This window comes from Streptomyces sp. NPDC002130 (assembly GCF_040296465.1).
Classification (GTDB): domain Bacteria; phylum Actinomycetota; class Actinomycetes; order Streptomycetales; family Streptomycetaceae; genus Streptomyces.
Genome location: NZ_JBEOXI010000082.1, coordinates 1 through 16269 on the forward strand (window position 1 = coordinate 1; position 16269 = coordinate 16269).

Annotated in this window: 11 protein-coding genes and 1 pseudogene; 3 read left to right on the top strand and 9 right to left on the bottom strand. The window is 71.0% G+C overall.

Features of this window, described 5'->3' with window-relative positions; genetic code table 11:
* On the bottom strand, positions 1 to 1477 hold a 1477-nt coding region (locus tag ABT116_RS17675; protein WP_502983889.1), incomplete at its 3' end, for a hypothetical protein.
* Positions 1478 to 1688: 211 nt separating this feature from the next.
* Positions 1689 to 2153 carry a DUF6069 family protein gene (locus tag ABT116_RS17680; protein ID WP_351634018.1) on the bottom strand — a complete coding sequence of 155 codons (465 nt, stop codon included), beginning with the start codon at positions 2151 to 2153 and terminating at the stop codon, positions 1689 to 1691.
* Positions 2154 to 2322: 169 nt separating this feature from the next.
* Between ABT116_RS17680 and ABT116_RS17685 the strand changes: the two genes are divergently transcribed.
* Together ABT116_RS17685 and ABT116_RS17690 are read left to right on the top strand one after the other, a co-directional pair.
* Complete coding sequence (locus tag ABT116_RS17685) at positions 2323 to 3999, top strand: NAD-dependent malic enzyme (RefSeq protein WP_351634021.1); 1677 nt, start codon at positions 2323 to 2325, stop codon at positions 3997 to 3999.
* A 71-nt stretch (positions 4000 to 4070) separates the two neighbouring features.
* Positions 4071 to 4403, top strand: a pseudogene (locus ABT116_RS17690) (sigma factor); the annotation flags it as partial.
* A gap of 73 nt (positions 4404 to 4476) precedes the next feature.
* Here ABT116_RS17690 and ABT116_RS17695 read toward each other — a convergent pair.
* From ABT116_RS17695 to ABT116_RS17705, 3 genes are all read right to left on the bottom strand, one after another.
* A complete protein-coding gene (locus ABT116_RS17695; protein WP_351634073.1) occupies positions 4477 to 7038 on the bottom strand; it encodes a SpoIIE family protein phosphatase in 2562 nt (853 codons plus the stop codon).
* Between the two features lie 103 nt (positions 7039 to 7141).
* Positions 7142 to 11137 carry a hybrid sensor histidine kinase/response regulator gene (locus ABT116_RS17700; protein ID WP_351634024.1) on the bottom strand — a complete coding sequence of 1332 codons (3996 nt, stop codon included), beginning with the start codon at positions 11135 to 11137 and terminating at the stop codon, positions 7142 to 7144.
* A gap of 268 nt (positions 11138 to 11405) precedes the next feature.
* On the bottom strand, positions 11406 to 11810 hold the full coding sequence (locus tag ABT116_RS17705; RefSeq protein WP_351634027.1) for an STAS domain-containing protein: 405 nt from the start codon (positions 11808 to 11810) through the stop codon (positions 11406 to 11408).
* A gap of 105 nt (positions 11811 to 11915) precedes the next feature.
* On the opposite strand from ABT116_RS17705, the gene ABT116_RS17710 reads away from it, so the two are divergent.
* A complete protein-coding gene (locus ABT116_RS17710) occupies positions 11916 to 12245 on the top strand; it encodes a helix-turn-helix transcriptional regulator (protein ID WP_351634030.1) in 330 nt (109 codons plus the stop codon).
* 115 nt (positions 12246 to 12360) lie between these two features.
* Here ABT116_RS17710 and ABT116_RS17715 read toward each other — a convergent pair whose 3' ends face one another.
* The 4 genes from ABT116_RS17715 to ABT116_RS17730 form a co-directional block, all read right to left on the bottom strand.
* On the bottom strand, positions 12361 to 12738 hold the full coding sequence (locus ABT116_RS17715) for a peptidase inhibitor family I36 protein (RefSeq protein WP_351634033.1): 378 nt from the start codon (positions 12736 to 12738) through the stop codon (positions 12361 to 12363).
* Positions 12735 to 13382 (bottom strand): hypothetical protein, encoded by a 648-nt coding sequence (locus ABT116_RS17720; RefSeq protein ID WP_351634036.1) that lies wholly within the window; start codon positions 13380 to 13382, stop codon positions 12735 to 12737. The genes ABT116_RS17715 and ABT116_RS17720 overlap by 4 nt, the downstream gene beginning before the upstream one ends.
* Before the next feature lie 344 nt (positions 13383 to 13726).
* The gene (xynC, locus tag ABT116_RS17725; protein ID WP_351634039.1) at positions 13727 to 15034 is read right to left on the bottom strand and encodes a glucuronoarabinoxylan endo-1,4-beta-xylanase XynC; all 1308 of its coding nucleotides are present in this window, start codon (positions 15032 to 15034) and stop codon (positions 13727 to 13729) included.
* Between the two features lie 220 nt (positions 15035 to 15254).
* On the bottom strand, positions 15255 to 16208 hold the full coding sequence (locus ABT116_RS17730; protein ID WP_351634041.1) for a LysR family transcriptional regulator: 954 nt from the start codon (positions 16206 to 16208) through the stop codon (positions 15255 to 15257).
* Between the last annotated feature and the right edge of the window lie 61 nt (positions 16209 to 16269).

Sequence of the window (16269 nt, forward strand, 5' to 3'; positions counted from 1 at the left end):
GCTCGTCGGGCCGGAAGTAGTGGAAGCGGCCGTACCAGTTGTTCAGTTCGGCGGCTGGGTCGTCGTCGAGGGTGACGGCGAGGTGCACGCTGCCGTCCACGTCGTGGAAGACGGCGGCGACCTCGGCGGTCCGGCCGGCCAGGAACATGTCCTGGGCGTCGGCGCCGCGCCTCCGGGGCCGGAGCCGTACGCGGCTGCCGCCGCCGAGCCGGACGCCGTCGACGAGCACGGTGTCGGTGGTCGGTGAGAGACCGTCGTCGGCGCCCTCCTGCCACCAGGCGGGACGGTCGGCGGACGCCGAGGGGGTGACGAGGGTCAAGGGGTGGTCGGCGGACGCCGTGGGGGTGACGGGCGTCAGGGGGTGGTCGGCGGACGCCGTGGGGGTGGCCGGTGTCAGGGAGCGGACGGCGCCGTGCAGCCGTTCGAAGACCTCCTGCGGCATGGTGTCGACGCGGTCGAGGATCGCCGCCGCCCGCGGGTCGGTGGCTCGCGCCTCGCGCTTCTCCTCGTCGGTCAGCAGCATCGTGCGCAGCGTGAGGATCTCGTCGATCTCCGCGGCGTCGTGCAGGTCGCCCGGGCTTTCGGGGGCGACCTGGGGGTGGTCTGGCAGGATGATCGGCGCGGACAGCAGGACGCGTCCGGTGTCTGCGGCCTCGCCCCCCAGCACGGGGAAGGTGAACTCGTTGCGGCACGCGCGCACGGGTGCCTGCAGGTCCGCCGGTGGATCGATCAGCGAGACGAACTCCACCCCGTCGCCGCCGACGAGGGTGTGGGTGGCGATGAGGGCCCGGCGCAGTGCCTCGTCGCGCGCGGTGCCCGGTCGCGGCGCGGGCGCGGTGTTCGCGGTGCGTACGCGGATCCGGCAGAGGTCCTCGGAGAGCCGCTCGGCGGTGAGGGTGGTCTCGGCCCGGATCTCCTCCCGGCTGCGCACCACTCGCCCGGTGCTCTCGGGCAGCGGCTCGACGTCCTCACCAGCCGCGGCGCCCACCGCGACGGTCCGTCCGCCCCGGAGGAGTTCGTCGAGCGGGGCCTCCACCTCGCACTCGCGCGGCAGGGCCTCGTCGAAGGTCAGATGCACCGTGCCGTCGTCGCCGTGCAGCGACTCGACGGGGCGGCCCGCTTCTTCCACCTGCTTGCGCTGCATCTGGAGGTAGCGGACCCGCATGCGTACGCGGGCGCCGCCCTGCTGACGGATCCGCAGCAGGCACTCGGTCTGCTGGTACCAGGAGTCGGCGGAGCCGGAGACACCGGGGAGGACGGGGCCGTCCGCCTCCACCCAGTCCCGGGGGAACAGCACGCCGAACTGCCAGCGGACGCGGTTCTTGGTGGACGAGCGGCGGTAGGGGTAGAGGAGGTAACCCTCGTAGAGGACGGCGTCGGCGACTGCGCTGAGCTGCTCGAAGACGCCCGGGGACGGGCGTGCGCCGACCGTCGTGACAGCGCCCTTCGTGCCGCCCTCGACCAGTGCCTCCGCCATCGCGCCTCCTCGTCCCTGTGTCCACGGCATCACTTCCACCACGGTCACACCGCTCATCCACATTCGCCTCCTCCGGCGCAGCGTGATTGGGCCGTTCGGGGTGGTGACGGTGCCATCGCCGGGCGGCGGCGCGGGAGGAGACCGCGGGAGGAGTCACAGCGACGGGCCCGTCGGCGCCGAGGCGCGACGGGCCCGTGTCGGGGGTGCGGGGTCAGCGCTGTCCGTGGGCCAACCTGCGGGCCAGGAGCGGGACGACGACCGCGGCGGCCACCACATGGGAGGCGGCCAGGACGATCTGGGTGGACGTCGGGGTGTGCGGGGCGACGGCCGGGCCGGCGAGGGACAGTGCGGTGAGGGCGACGGTGGTCACGGTGAAGGTGCGGGCGGGCCTCTTGGCCCAGCGGGCCAGCGCGACGGCCAGGACGATTCCGGCGATCGACCAGAACACCACTCCGCCGAAGAAGCCGCCGACCGGGATCCGCGCGGCCTCGGTGGCCCCGGGACTCGCCGCTTCCATGGGGACACCGGCGGCCCGCGCGACGAGCGCGAACGCCTCGGTCACGACGGCACCGGCGAGGGTGGCCAGGACGCCGACCAGCCACACGGGGCGGGTGGCGAGAAAAGCTCTGCGGGACTCGGTCGGCGCGAGCGGGGTCTGAGGCGTCGTCACACTCATGTCACTGTCTCCTGGCGGGTGTCGAGCTCGGCGAGGGGTACGAAGAGGCAGACCGGGCGGCAGGGCGGAACTCATCGGTGGCCGGGGGACGTTTCCCCGGAGCCGGTGTTTCGTCCGGATGGCACACGTCACCCGCACGAACCGGCGCGTCACGGGAAGGCGTCACCTCATGGACCAGCCGACACATCACCCCCGCGCCACCACCAGCCCCGCCGTCACGACCCTGGCCGACCCCCTGGTCAACAAGGGCACCGCCTTCACCCGGCGCGAACGCGAGGAGCTGGGCATCGACGGGCTGCTGCCACCCGCCGTGGAGACCCTGGACGAGCAGGTCGCCCGCGCCTACGAGGCGTTCCACGGCTACGACAAACCCCTCAACCGGCACATCTACCTGCGGCAGCTCCAGGACACCAACGAGGTGCTCTTCTACCGTCTGGTCACCGAATACCTGGAGGAGCTGCTGCCCGTGGTCTACACGCCCACGGTGGGTGAGGCCTGTCAGCGCTTCAGCGAGATCTACCGGCGGCCCCGCGGGCTGTTCCTGACCTGGGAGGACCGGCACCGCTTCCGCGACATCCTGCGCAACCGCCCGCACCGGGACCACGACGTGGACGTCATCGTCGTCACCGACGGCCAGCGCATCCTCGGCCTGGGCGACCAGGGCGTCGGCGGCATGGGCATCCCCGTCGGCAAGCTCAGTCTCTACACGGCGATCGGCGGCATCCACCCGGCCCGCACGCTGCCGATCCTGCTGGACGTCGGCACCGACAACGAGACCCTGCTCGACAACCCCCGCTACCTGGGCCGGCGCGCCCGGAGGCTGACCGGCGCCGAGTACGACGAGATGATCGAGGCGTTCGTCTCGGCGGTCGAGGCGGAACTGCCGGGGACGCTGCTGCAGTGGGAGGACTTCGCCACCGCCCACGCCCACCCGATCCTCGCGCGCTACCGCGACCGGCTGCTCACCTTCAACGACGACATCCAGGGCACCGCGGCCGTCACGCTCGGTGCCCTGTCCACCGCGGCGGACGTGGCCGGCACGCCGCTGCCGGAGCAGCGTGTGGTGATCCTGGGCGCCGGGTCGGCCGCCATCGGCGTCGCCGACATGATCCGTACGGCCATGGTCGACGAGGGGCTGTCCGAGGACGAGGCCACGGCGCGGTTCTGGATCCTCGACGTCGACGGCCTGCTGGTGTCCTCGCGTTCCGAACTGACCCCGCAGCAGCGGGAGTTCGCGCGCGACGACAGCGAGGTGGCCGACTGGGACGGCACGGGCCTGGCCGAGGTGGTGCGCCGCGTGGAGCCGACGGCGCTCATCGGGCTGTCGACGGCGCACGGCGCGTTCACCGAGGAGATCGTCCGGCAGATGGCGTCGACCTGCGAACGGCCCGTCGTCTTCCCGCTGTCCAACCCCACCTCGCACTCCGAAGCCGACCCCGCGGACCTCACCCGCTGGACCGACGGGCGGGCGCTGATCGCCACCGGTTCGCCCTTCCCGCCACTGACGGTCGATGGGCGCGAGGTGCCCGTGGCGCAGTCGAACAACGTGTACGTCTTCCCGGCCATGGGCCTCGCGGTGACCGCGAGCGGGGCCACCCGGGTCACGGACCGCATGCTCGTGGCCGCCGCCCGGGCCGTCGCGCGGTGCGCGGTGCGGGCGGCGGACGGCGAGGACCTCCCCGTGCCCCTGCTGCCGCCGCTGACCGGGATGCGGGAGTCCGCCCGCGAGATCGCCCTGGCGGCGGCCCTCGCCGCCGTCGAGGACGGGGTGGCCCCGCAGGCGACGGAGGAGGACCTGCGCAAGGCCATCGCCGGGGCGCAGTGGACGCCCCGGTACGAGGACTAGGAGCGTATGCCGGTCCTCCGGGGGACGTAGTGTCGAACGACACGACCGTCGACCCCGGAGGCATCGGCTTCATGGACCAGCAGCGGCCCCTCCCCGACGACGCGCTGAACGCGGCGGCGGACGCGTTCGAGCGGCTGCGTCCGAGGCTGTTCGGCATCGCCTACCGCGTCCTGGGCAGCGTGTCGGAGGCGGAGGACGTGGTGCAGGACGTGTGGGTGCGCTGGCAGGCAGTCGACCGGAGCACGGTGCTGGACGAGGGTGCGTTCCTGGCGAGGATCACCACACGGCTGGCGATCAACGTGGCCCGGTCGGCGCGGGTCCGCCGCGAGGCGTATGTGGGGCCGTGGCTGCCGGAACCCGTGGACACCGCTGTCGATCCGCAGGTCGGCGCGGAACGCGGGGAGTGGCGCTGGTGGCGGCCACGGTGAGGCACGAGGGGCTGCAGAGCCATTCCCCGCGCCTCCTTGCTCCGGCCCCTCACCCGACCCGGATGCCGACGATGCACGTGTCGTCGTCGGTGTCCGACTTGCTGTAGGTCAACAGGCGGTCCAGCTGCTGGTCGAGCGTGCTGGGCGCCGCGCGGGCGGTGGTCAGGAGGTGGGTCAGGGACTCCTCCACCGGCCGGTCACGGCGTTCGACCAGACCGTCCGTGTACATCAACAGGGTGTCTTCGGCAGCCAGTTGGAGCTCCGTCTCCTCGTAGACGGCCTCGGGGACGGCCCCCAGCAGCAGTCCCTTGACCAGGGGCAGGGGGGCCGCTTCGGTGTCCCGGACGAGGACGGGCGGCAGGTGTCCCGCCCGGGCCCAGCGCAGCGTCCGCCGGGCCGGATCGTACAGTCCGCACACCGCCGTCGCGGTGACGGCGCCGGTCAGATGGTGCGCCACGATGTTGAGCCAGGACAGCAGCTGGCCCGGCCCGGCGCCGGTCACGGCCAGGCCGCGCAGCGCGTTGCGCAGGACGACCATGCTGGTGGCGGCCTCGATGCCGTGCCCGGCCACGTCCCCGACGCACAGCAGCACCTGCCCGGACGGCAGCACGACGGTGTCGTACCAGTCGCCGCCCACCAGTTGCTCGGTCTCCGCGGGCCGGTAGCGCACGGCGACCTGGAGGCCGGACACCTGGAGCGGGGCCTGCGTGGGGGGCATGATGGCGTGCTGCAGCTGCAGGGTCAGCCGGTTGCGTTCGGTCGCCTGCTGCTCGGTGTGCGCCAGCTGGTCGCGCGTGGCGGCCAGCGCCACCTCGGTCCAGTGCTGGGCCGAGATGTCCTGGCAGGCGCCGCGCACCAGGAGCAGCCGGTCGTCGGTGTCGAGCACGGGTTCGGCGACGATCCGGATGTGACGGGTCACCCCGTCCGGCCGCTGCAGCCGGAAGTCGGCGGCCGCCGGCCGCTGGTGGTGCAGCAGCGTACGCAGGAAGCGGCGGATGGAGACGCCGTCGTCCGGGTGCGCATGGGCCGGCAGCTCTTCCAGCGGCACCGGGGTGCTCGTCTGCGGGCGCCCGTACAGGTCGAAGAGCTGCCCGTTCCAGGTGATCTCGCCGGTGAGCACGTTCTCCTCGAACCCGCCGATACGGCCCAGACGTTGGGCGTGCTGCAGCAGGCTGGCCAGTCGCGCCGTCTCGTCCTCGATGCGCCAGATGAGGAGGACGGACATGCCGTGACGGCTGATGCTGATGTCCGCGACCGCCGAGAGGGAGACCTGGTCGACGAGGGCGGTGAGGTTCATGCGGCGGGCCCGGAAGGGCTCACCGGTGGCGTAGACCCGTTCGACGCGCTGGAACAACTCGCTGTCCCCGGCGGCCATCGGGTAGGCCTCCAGGAGCAGCGCGCCGTTCACGACCGCCCGCGGCCTGCCGGCCGGGTCCAGGAAGCGGTTGTTCACGTGCTGGATGCGGAAGTCCACCAGGTGCCCGTCGCCGTCCAGATGCGGCACCAGGACGAGGGCGGGGTCGTACAGCCCGTCGGCCAGATCCATCAGCTCGGCGGCGTCCGGCAGCAAGCGCGGCTCCTGGGCCGCTCCCTGTGGCGGGGTGTACATCTCCAGGGTGTGGGCGCACAGTTCGGCCAGCGCCTCCATCTGCCGGACGATCTGCGGGGACTGCGGCGCCAGCGGCGTCGGCCAGGCGATCTCCAGCACACCGTGGATGCGGCCTCCGGTGCCGGCAGGCAGGGCGGCCCGGCCGCCGTCCGGATGGTGGTGCAGGCCGATGGTGGGCAGTCCGGTCGCGCCGAGGGTGGTGATCCACTGCCCCTCGCGCTCGATGAGCCCCCGTCGCGCCACGGTCACCACGTCCGGCGGGACGTAACGCCAGCGCTCCGCCTCGGCCGGCGAGAAACCGGCGCTGCCCGCCAGGGTGAGCGAACCGTCGGCACCGACGGCCCATACGGCCACGGCCACCGCACCGAGCGGGCGCAGCGCCTGCTCCAGCAGGGCGTCCGCCACGGCCTGGGCGTCGTCCGCCGCCAGTACGCCGCTCTCCGCCGCGCGCAGGCGCACGGCGGCCGACTCGGTCTCCGCCTCGTCCGCGGCCCTGGTGGCGGTGAGGAAGGCGTCCGTCACCTCGGACATCCGGTCCCGGGCTGCCTGGTTGATGACGTCGACGGCGAGTTCCAGGGGGGTGACCTGGGCCTGCTCCGCCAACTGGGTGAGCTGGCGGGCGGCCTGGGCGGGGCCGCACTGCAGCCGCTCGACCAGGACGCCCTTGGCGAGCTCGATCAGGGCACGCCCTTCGGCCTCCGCCTGGGCGGCCCGTACCTCCCGGCTGAGCCGTTCCACGGTGGCGGCGAGCCGGCCCACCGGGGAGGCGGGTGAGAGGTCCTCGAGGTCGGCGGGCGGTTCGTCGTGGGAGGCCGGCGAACCGTCGATGTCCCGCGTTGGCCCGCTGGGGGCCGCCGCCTGCTCGTCGGAGGACGTGGACTTGCCCTCCGTGGCCGGGGACGACGCGTCGGAGGTCGCCGACGGCAGAGAAGACTCCGGATCTGCGGCCGCGGCGCGCTTCGGCTGACCGCCCCGACCCGGCTCGCGCGGCTGCTCGGACATGCTCACGGTGTGGATGCTCCTCGGCTGGAGTGCCCTGGGACGCGGAACGACAGGCGCTGCGGAGCGCCCGGCCCGCCGGTGTGCGGGTCGGGCGCCGGTGCGCTCATGCGGGCAGCCAGCGGCGGACGCAGGCCATGAGGTCGCGCGTGTCGACAGGCTTGGTGACGTAGTCGCTGGCACCCGAGGCGAGGCTCTTGTCCCGGTCGCCCGGCATCGCCTTGGCCGTGACGGCGATGATGGGCAGCTCGGCGTACTGCGGCATTCGGCGGATCTCGGCCGTCGCGGTGTAGCCGTCCATCTCCGGCATCATCACGTCCATCAGCACGAGGGCGATGTCCGGGTTGTTCACCAGCGTCTCGATGCCTCTGCGCCCGTTCTCGGCGTGCAGGACGCGGAAGCCCTGCAGCTCCAGGATCCCGCTCAGCGCGAAGAGGTTCCGCGCGTCGTCGTCGACGACGAGGACGGTACGGCCGACCGACGCGTCGTCGACGGTGGGCGGCGTCAGATGCTGGGGCCCTTCGGTGCGGACGAGGGAGAGCACGTCCCCGGGCTCCTCGGCGGACAGGTGCAGGGCGATGCGCTCGCGCAGTTCGTCGAGACTGGACAGCAGCTCCAGTGCGCCGTCCGCCGAGCGGGAGCGCAGCGTCTCGTCCAGGGGCACGTCCGCGGGGTGGCTGCTGTGCACCAGCACCGGAACGCTCGTCAGCGCCGAGTCACCCTCCAGGGCCTGGAGGAAGCGGGACGCCTCGTCGTCGGGCATGCCCAGCTCCAGGACGACGCAGTGGCACGGCTCGGACGCGAGGGCACCGGCCGCCTCCTGTGCGCCGACGGCGGTGATGATGTCGACCGCGGGACGCTGAGCACCGTCGGAGCGGCCGTGCGTCAGGTCGGCGACCACGCTCTCCGCGACGAGGGTCAGCAGACCGCGCGACCGCTCCTCCACGACGAGCAGACGCCGGGGCCGGGGGCCGGGCCCGATCTGGGGCACCGGCACCGAGCCGGACAGTCCCTCCGGCGCGGGTTCCGCCGAGATCCGCTCAAGAGGCCTGCCGTGGTGGAGCAGTTCCTCGAAGTCGGGGCGGGCCACGGGCAGGAACAGCGTGAACGTGCTGCCCTGGCCGGGCGTGCTGTGCACCGAGACGGCGCCGCCGAGCAGTTGGGCGATCTCCCGCGTGATGGACAGGCCCAGGCCGGTGCCGCCGTACTTGCGGCTGGTCGTGCCGTCCGCCTGCTGGAAGGCACCGAAGATCGTCTCCAGGTGCTGCTCCGGGATGCCGATGCCGGTGTCCTTGACCCGGAAGGCGACCACGGCGGCGCCCCGCACCACACCGTCGGGCACCTCGTCGTCCGAGGCGGGCTCGATGCTCAGTTCCACGCTGCCCTGCTCGGTGAACTTCACGGCGTTCGACAGGAGGTTGCGCAGCACCTGGCGCAGCCGGGAGTCGTCCGTGAGTACGTCGGCGGGCGCGCCGGGCGCCGTCGTCACCGTGAACTCCAGGCTCTTCTGCGTCGTCATCGGCCGGAAGGTGGCCTCGACGTACTCGATGAGCTGCCGCAGCGTCACCCGCTCGGGTGTGACGTCCATCTTCCCGGCCTCGACCTTCGACAGGTCGAGGATGTCGTTGATGAGCTGCAGCAGATCCGAACCGGCGGAGTGGATGATCTGCGCGTACTCGACCTGCTTGGGCGTGAGGTTGCGGGACGGGTTCTGTGCCAGCAACTGGGCCAGGATGAGCAGGCTGTTGAGCGGGGTGCGCAGTTCGTGGCTCATGTTGGCCAGGAACTCCGACTTGTACTTCGAGGCCAGCGACAGCTGCTGGGCGCGGGTCTCCAGTTCCTGGCGGGCCTGCTCGATCTGGAGGTTCTTGGCCTCGATGTCCCGGTTCTGCGCGGCCAGCAGCGAGGCCTTGTCCTCCAGTTCCGCGTTCGAGCGCTGCAGTTCCTCCTGCTGCACCTGCAACTCCGTGGAGCGGGCCTGGAGTTCGACCGTGAGTCGCTGGGATTCGACCAGCAGCTCGTCGGTGCGGGCGTTGGCCACGATGGTGTTGACGTTGACGCCGATGGTCTCCATCAGCTGGGCGAGGAAGTCCCGGTGGATCTGGGTGAAGGGCGTGACCGAGGCCAGCTCGATGACACCGAGGACCTGCCCCTCGACGACGACCGGCAGCAGCACCAGCGCGGACGGCACCACCTGGCCGAGGCCCGAGGAGATGGTGACGTAGCCGTCCGGCAGCTCTTCCACCATGATGGTGCGGCGGCTGCGCGCGGCCTGTCCGACCAGGGTGCGTCCGAAGGCGATGCGGGAGGGCCGGCTGCTCTCCTCCGGGTAGCCGTAGGAGCCGACGAGCCGCAGTTCGGGCCCGTCGTCGCCGTCCTCGGCGAGGTAGAAGGCCCCGTACTGGGCCGACACCAGCGGCACCAGCTCGTCCATGATCAGCTCGGCGACCACGGGCAGGTCGCGGTGGCCCTGCATCAGGCTCGAGATCCGGGCGAGGTTCGTCTTGAGCCAGTCCTGCTCCTGATTGGCCCGGGTGGTCTCGCGCAGGGACTCCACCATCGAGTTGATGTTGTCCTTGAGCTCGGCGACCTCGCCGGACGCCTCCACGTTGATCGAGCGGGTCAGGTCGCCCTCGGCGACGGCGCTGGTGACCTCGGCGATGGCGCGGACCTGCCGGGTCAGGTTGCCCGCCAGTTCGTTGACGTTCTCCGTCAGGCGCTTCCAGGTGCCGGAGACTCCCTCGACCTCGGCCTGTCCGCCGAGGCGTCCTTCGGTGCCGACCTCGCGGGCGACACGGGTGACCTCGTCGGCGAACGCGGACAGCTGGTCGACCATCGTGTTGATCGTCGTCTTGAGTTCGAGGATCTCGCCGCGGGCGTCCACGTCGATCTTCTTCGACAGGTCGCCCCTGGCCACCGCGGTCGTCACCAGCGCGATGTTGCGCACCTGGCCGGTGAGGTTGTTGGCCATGGAGTTGACGTTGTCGGTGAGGTCCTTCCAGGTGCCGGCGACGTTCGGCACGTGGGCCTGGCCCCCGAGGCGCCCCTCGGTGCCGACCTCGCGGGCGACGCGCGTGACCTCGTCGGCGAAGGCCGAGAGCGTGTCGACCATCGTGTTGATGACCTCGGCCAGCGCCGCGACCTCGCCCGCGGCCTCCACGGTGATGCGCTGCGAGAGATCGCCGCGCGCCACGGCGGTGGCGACCTGGGCGATGGAGCGGACCTGGCCGGTCAGGTTCGACGCCATCACGTTGACGTTGTCGGTGAGGTCCTTCCAGGTCCCCGACACACCGCGCACCTGGGCCTGGCCGCCGAGGCGTCCTTCGGTGCCGACCTCACGGGCGACGCGCGTGACCTCGTCGGCGAACGCGGACAACTGGTCGACCATCGTGTTGATGGTGCTCTTCAGCTCCAGAATCTCCCCGCGCGCGTCCACGGTGATCTTCTGCGAGAGGTCACCCTTGGCCACCGCGGTGGCCACCAGGGCGATGTTGCGGACCTGGCCGGTGAGGTTGCCCGCCATGAAGTTCACCGAGTCGGTGAGGTCACGCCAGACGCCCGCCACGCCGGGCACCTGTGCCTGGCCGCCGAGCCGTCCCTCGCTGCCGACCTCGCGGGCCACCCGCGTGACCTCGTCGGCGAACGCGGACAACTGGTCGACCATCGTGTTGACGGTCTCCTTCAGCTGAAGGATCTCACCACGGGCGGGCACGTCGATCTTCTGCGAGAGGTCGCCCTTGGCAACCGCCGTGGCCACCTGGGCGATGTCGCGGACCTGGGTGGTCAGGTTGCCGGCCATGGCGTTGACCGAGTCGGTCAGGTCGGCCCAGGTGCCCGAGACGCCCGGCACCTCCGCCTGCCCGCCGAGGGTGCCCTCGGTGCCGACCTCGCGGGCCACCCGGGTGACTTCGGAGGTGAACACGGACAGCTGGTCGACCATGCCGTTGAAGACCTTGGCGATGTCGCCCATGAGGCCGTCCGCGTCGTCCGGCAGCCGGGTGCCGAAGTCCCCGTCGCGTACGGCCGTCAGGCCGGCCAGCAGCCGACGCAACTCCTGGTCGCCCGGCACCGCATCGACGACCCCAGTGCTGTCGCTGGTCATGCGCACCCTCGTTCCGCTCCCCACGAGCCCTCGATGCCGAGGACTCGGAACCCCCCGGACCGATGTGCGGCCCGGTTGTCGTGCATGCGTTTTCCACGGTCACAGATATGTATGCGATGTGGAAATACGCCGCAGGTTAACCCACGTTTCAGGCCCTGAACAAAGCAGGAGCCACCTCCCGGCCGAACTGCGCCGGCACGCCACCGAACCCGTCGGAGACGCCGGCCCACAGACCGGGGGGAGTGTCACGAGAGCGAGGCGGGCCCGCTCAGGAGACGGCGGCGTCGTCGACGGAATCCCGGGTCTGAAGGATGCTGTCCACTCCGGTGATCTCGCAGAGCCGCTTCAGCTGCGCCGACGGCGCCACGACCCGCAGGGTGCCCGCCTGGTGGGTGAGGATCAGCAGATTGAGCAGGGTCGAGTCGGCGAAGGTGATGCCGGAGGCGTCCAGGATCACCTTCGGATGCTTCCTGACCGCGACCGCCAGCGCGTCCGCCAATGGCGTGATCGAGTCCATGTCGTAGGAGCCGCGGGCGATGACGACCCAGGCCCCGCGCCATTCGTATTGCAGCACCGCGGCCCCTTCCGAGGCAGGCGCGGTGGGCCGTTCCGGCAGCGTCTCGGCGCCGGTGTCGCGCGTGAGCGCCGGCATGCCGGCCTCGTCCCAGGGCATGGTCGGGCTCCTTCTATGGATCCCCGAGGGGAGCACGTCATCTGTTGCATGAAAAGTATGTCACGTATCTACGTTCCGGCAACGGGCTGCTCTAAAATGCTGCGCATGGTCGCAGTGCCCGAGTCCCACAGCGGATGGACGTTCGTCACCAGCCACGCGCGCGTACTGGCAGTCATTGCCGACAACCCGAACGTCCGCATCCGTGACATCGCTGCCCGATGCCGTCTCACGGAACGCGCCGTCTCGCGGATCATCGCCGATCTGGAGCATGACGGCTATCTCTCCCACACCCGGGACGGACGCACGAACACCTACCGCATCGAGCCGGACAAGGTGTTGCGCCACCCGGCCGAAGCCGGCCTGTCCGTGGCTTCCCTGCTCTCCCTGCTCCTGCAGGACGAGTCCGCCCGCATCAGGAAGCCCGTCGCCCGATAGCCGGCCTGCGGGGCTCCGAGATCTCGCTCGACGCCCGCTCACGCGTTCAGGCCCGGGCGCAGCGCGGAGCCCCTGCGTGACGTGCGTCCGGCAGGGGCTCCGGTGGTGCCTCGTGTCAGCAGCCCATGGCCCAGGTGTGGGAGTCGCCCTGGTCGTTGGCCGCGCCGTTGTAGCCGACTTCCTGGCCGGGGGTGAGACAGATCGTCATGTGTCCGCCCAGACTGGCGCGGGAGTAGACCCGGACATGGTCCTTGATGCCCGGCCCGGAGATGCCGTGGTTGGCCCAGGAGGAGTCCGTGTCCGCGATCCAGCTCTCCCACCAGCGGTCGTCGCCGGACCAGTTGGCACGCTGGCCGGAGAAGTTCGCGTTCTGCCAGACGCAGAACTCGCCGCGCGGGCAATCGGCGGCGCCTGCCGTGCCGGCCGTGGTGAGCGCACCGGCGACGAGGAGGAACGCCGCTGCGACGGCGGTGAACAGCCTGCTTTTCGTCATGACGGGTCGGGACCTTTCTGGTGGGGGGTGGGGCGGCCGGCCAGCAGCCGGGCCGCGCGGTGCAGTGCGCGGTCGCGCAACTGCTCGTACGTGGTGATGTCCTCGCGGTGCGCTGCGCGGACGGCGTCGAGCCGGGCGGGCTCCAGCCGGGCCCGCAGGGTGTCCAGCCCGCTTTCTCGCGCACAACGGGTGTCTCCCTCGGGACAGGCGGCTCGGCGCGCGAGCGCTGCCCGGTAACGGGGGTCCTGCTTGAGGCGGGCTTGCGCCTCCGGGCGCAGGTTGTTGACGGTGACCTCGGCGCGGAACCAGCGGGCTTGGTCGCCGTAGAGGTAGCGGTGTGCCTGCGCCAGGCAGCCGTCCGTGTGCGTGCGGACGGTGTGACCGGTGGCGAGGGTGACCTCCAGTTCGGCCGGGTCCGTCCCGAAGAGCGCGTCCTCCTGCGCGGCGGGCCGTCCCGCGGTGTCGTGGGCGGTCATGCACCGGTCCACCAACACCTGCTGTGCCGTCTTGATCAGGTCGCTGCGTGCCTGCTCCGACGCCGGCAGCGCCGGTTGCGGCGGCCCGGCGCAGCCCCCGGCCAGCAGCACCGTGAGTACGGCGGCCGGAACCGTCCTGCCCGCACCCCGGGCCCAAGCAGCGCTCATCTCCACGTCACTTGGAACGATCAAGAACTGGGCAAGACACGGCACTTGAACCGGACCGGAAGGCTATCGGCGCGCGGAGCACCGGCCGCCCGCCGGCGAGGGGGGCGTGCGCGCGTCGAAACGGCCCCGAGGGGCGCATCGAGACGGCCATGCGAAGCGATGGGGCCAAGTGCCCGCCGTCGTCGCCTTCGAGGGTCATGACACGGCGGCGTCCCTCGCCGAAATGCCGCGGCCCCGTGGCACGGCCCGGCGCCGCCGGGCGGCGGCCGGGCCGTACGTCGCAGTCGCCCCCAGCTCTCCTCGCGTCCCTCAATCGGGATGCGGGATTGATGCCGGGGGGATCCTCACCCGGTCACGAAGGTGGTCACACTCTGAGCGGGGAGCTGACCGGTGAAGGAGCCGTTCGACACGGTGATCCTGCCTTGGGCCGCGAGATTCCTGCCTGCGTCCGTCAACCAGGACGACACGCCGGACGAGGTGTTGTTCTGCAGGATGAACTGCTGACTCACTCGCGCTGTTCCCTTGTTGACGGCGACGATGACCAACCGGGAGCCGCTCCCCTTGTACGCCGAGATGTAGACGTTCGGCTGGGGATTCGGCGTCACGGCGATGCGTACATGCCCTGGGCGGACGAACTTGGAGAAGTGCGCCATGCCCGCACCACGTTTGCTGATCCGGCCGTCCTCCCGCATGGGTCCGTAGCCGCGCCGGATGTACCACCACACGTAGGCCTGGAACTCGGCGTCCACCATCGCGCGGTGGACGTGTTCCGCGACGCCGAGTGCCTGGGGCCAGAGATCGGCCGAATCGCTGCTGTTGGGGTAGTAGACCTCCGTCATCCACAGTTCCTTGCCCCCGCCCTTCTGCTTGAAGAGGGGGTAGGGGAAGTTCTGGAACGGTGTGCCGTAGAGGTGCGCCCCGAGGATGTCCACGTTGGCGAGTGCTCTGGCGTCGTTGAGGATCGGGTCGGAGAAGCTCTTCACATACTGGAAGGACTCCGGAGCGATGACCTTGGTACTGATCGAGCCGGCGTTCTCCCGGAGGAACCTGGTCATCTCGCCCGGAGTCCACCACGTCCAGTCATGGGCGTAGTCGGGCTCGTTCTGCACGGAGATGGCATACAGGTTCACTCCGTTGTTCCGCATGAAGCCGACGAAGTCGTTCAGGTGCTGCGCATAGGCGCCGTACATGTTGTACCGGAGCCGCTTCGCGTCGGTCTGCTGGCCGTGGACGAAGGTCTCGACCATGTGAGCGGGGGGATTCCAGGGCGATGCGAAGACCGTCGCCCCGAGTTCGATCGCGCGCTTGGCGGTGGCGACTTCGCGGTTCCAGTTCGCCCGGTCCTCGGAGACGAAGATTCTCAGCACCGAGAATCCGAGCTGTCCTTCGCCGTTGCCGAAGGCCGTGTCCCTCTGAGCGGATGTCAGGTCACCGATCCAAAGCGGGTGGTTCATGCCGCCGAATCCCCGGATCGTCTGCCGCGTCGCCGACGGGTCGACGGTCAACGCAGCCGCGACGGACGGTGTACGAGGTGCTCCCACGGCCGGTGCCGCGGCCGCGAGAACGGGCAGAGCGCCCATGGTCGCCAGAAGGGCGCGACGACGTGGAGACTCCGGCCCTGTGTTGCTGGATCCATTGCGGTGTGACGACATGGTTCCTCCTTCACAGAGGGGCGTCGCTCATCCCGGCGTCTGCTCTTCTCGCCTCGGACAGAGCATGGGAGCGCTCCCTTCACGACGAAAGTTTCGGGAGATCGACCGATCGGGAGCGGTGTGGGGACCGTAGGTGCGCGCTCTTTCATCGTCAAGGCTTTGGGGAAACGGTTGGGCATGGTGGCCGCGTGGGCTCCGTGTCCTCAGTCGCGCCGTGTCCTCAGCCGCGCCGTACCGCACCGAGCTGGGCGCGGTGCAGGCCGGGGGCTGTGAACCGCTGCGCCACCGTGCGCAGGACGCGGGCCATCGCCTGGGCGGGTGGAGTGGCGGGGCGGGCCGTGGCGCGGGCGAGCAGGATGCGGCGGGTGGGGGCCGGTACGTCGGAGGCGAAGGGCAGGAGACGTACGTCGCTGCGGCGGCTGGTGAGGGCCAGGCGGGGGGCGAGGGCGATGCCGAGCCCGGCGGCGACCATGGCCTGTGCCTCCTGGTAGTCGTGCGAGGAGTAGGCGATGCGCGGCTCGAAGCCCGCCCGGCGACAGCTTCGACGCAGGACGTCGGCGACGGGGTGGTTGTCGGCGCGGATGATCCACTCCTGGTCGGCGAGGTCGCCGAGGCGCACGGAGGGATGGGTGCGAAGGGGGGAGTCGGCGGGGACGACGAGCACCGTGGGGTCGTCCAGGAGGTGGGTGAGGGAGAGCGCCGGATCGTCGAGGCGGTTCCACTCGTAGTCCCAGAGAAGCCCCTGCTCCACCTCTCCGGTGTGCAGCATTTCCCGGAGCTCGGCGAGGACCCCGGCGCGTACCTCGATGCGGATGCCGGTGTGACGACGTCGGAAGCGGGTGAGCGCGAGCGGCAGCAGGGACGCGCTGGCCGTGGGGAAGGAACCCAGCCGCAAAGTGCCTTGGTCGAGGGCCATGAAGGAGTCCAAGTCGGCTTGCGCTGCGCGCAGTTCACGGCGGATCGCCTGACCGCGCTCGGCCAGCGCGGCACCCGCCGGGGTGGGCCGGATCCCACGGGGCAGCCGCTCGATCAGGGGCTGTCCGGCCTCCTGCTCCAGCAGGGACATCTGCTGGGAGGCGGCGGACGTGGTCATGCCCAGCGCCTCCGCCGCGGCGGTGAGCGACCCGCGTTCGGTGGCCTCGGTGAGCAGTAGCAGTCGGCGCACGTTCAGCATGCGTATGACTTTAGCTGGGCTAAACCCATGTGAAGCGAACTGCGATTGTTCCGAAGTCACG

What these genes read in the sequence shown, in the direction of transcription:
- ABT116_RS17730 (WP_351634041.1), bottom strand. Translation starts at nt 16,208, where the DNA reads ATGCTGAACGTGCGCCGACTGCTACTGCTCACCGAGGCCACCGAACGC.
- ABT116_RS17695 (WP_351634073.1), bottom strand. Translation starts at nt 7,038, where the DNA reads ATGTCCGAGCAGCCGCGCGAGCCGGGTCGGGGCGGTCAGCCGAAGCGC.
- ABT116_RS17710 (WP_351634030.1), top strand. Translation starts at nt 11,916, where the DNA reads ATGGTCGCAGTGCCCGAGTCCCACAGCGGATGGACGTTCGTCACCAGC.
- ABT116_RS17680 (WP_351634018.1), bottom strand. Translation starts at nt 2,153, where the DNA reads ATGAGTGTGACGACGCCTCAGACCCCGCTCGCGCCGACCGAGTCCCGC.
- ABT116_RS17700 (WP_351634024.1), bottom strand. Translation starts at nt 11,137, where the DNA reads ATGACCAGCGACAGCACTGGGGTCGTCGATGCGGTGCCGGGCGACCAG.
- xynC (WP_351634039.1), bottom strand. Translation starts at nt 15,034, where the DNA reads ATGTCGTCACACCGCAATGGATCCAGCAACACAGGGCCGGAGTCTCCA.
- ABT116_RS17705 (WP_351634027.1), bottom strand. Translation starts at nt 11,810, where the DNA reads ATGCCCTGGGACGAGGCCGGCATGCCGGCGCTCACGCGCGACACCGGC.
- ABT116_RS17720 (WP_351634036.1), bottom strand. Translation starts at nt 13,382, where the DNA reads ATGAGCGCTGCTTGGGCCCGGGGTGCGGGCAGGACGGTTCCGGCCGCC.
- ABT116_RS17685 (WP_351634021.1), top strand. Translation starts at nt 2,323, where the DNA reads ATGGACCAGCCGACACATCACCCCCGCGCCACCACCAGCCCCGCCGTC.
- ABT116_RS17715 (WP_351634033.1), bottom strand. Translation starts at nt 12,738, where the DNA reads ATGACGAAAAGCAGGCTGTTCACCGCCGTCGCAGCGGCGTTCCTCCTC.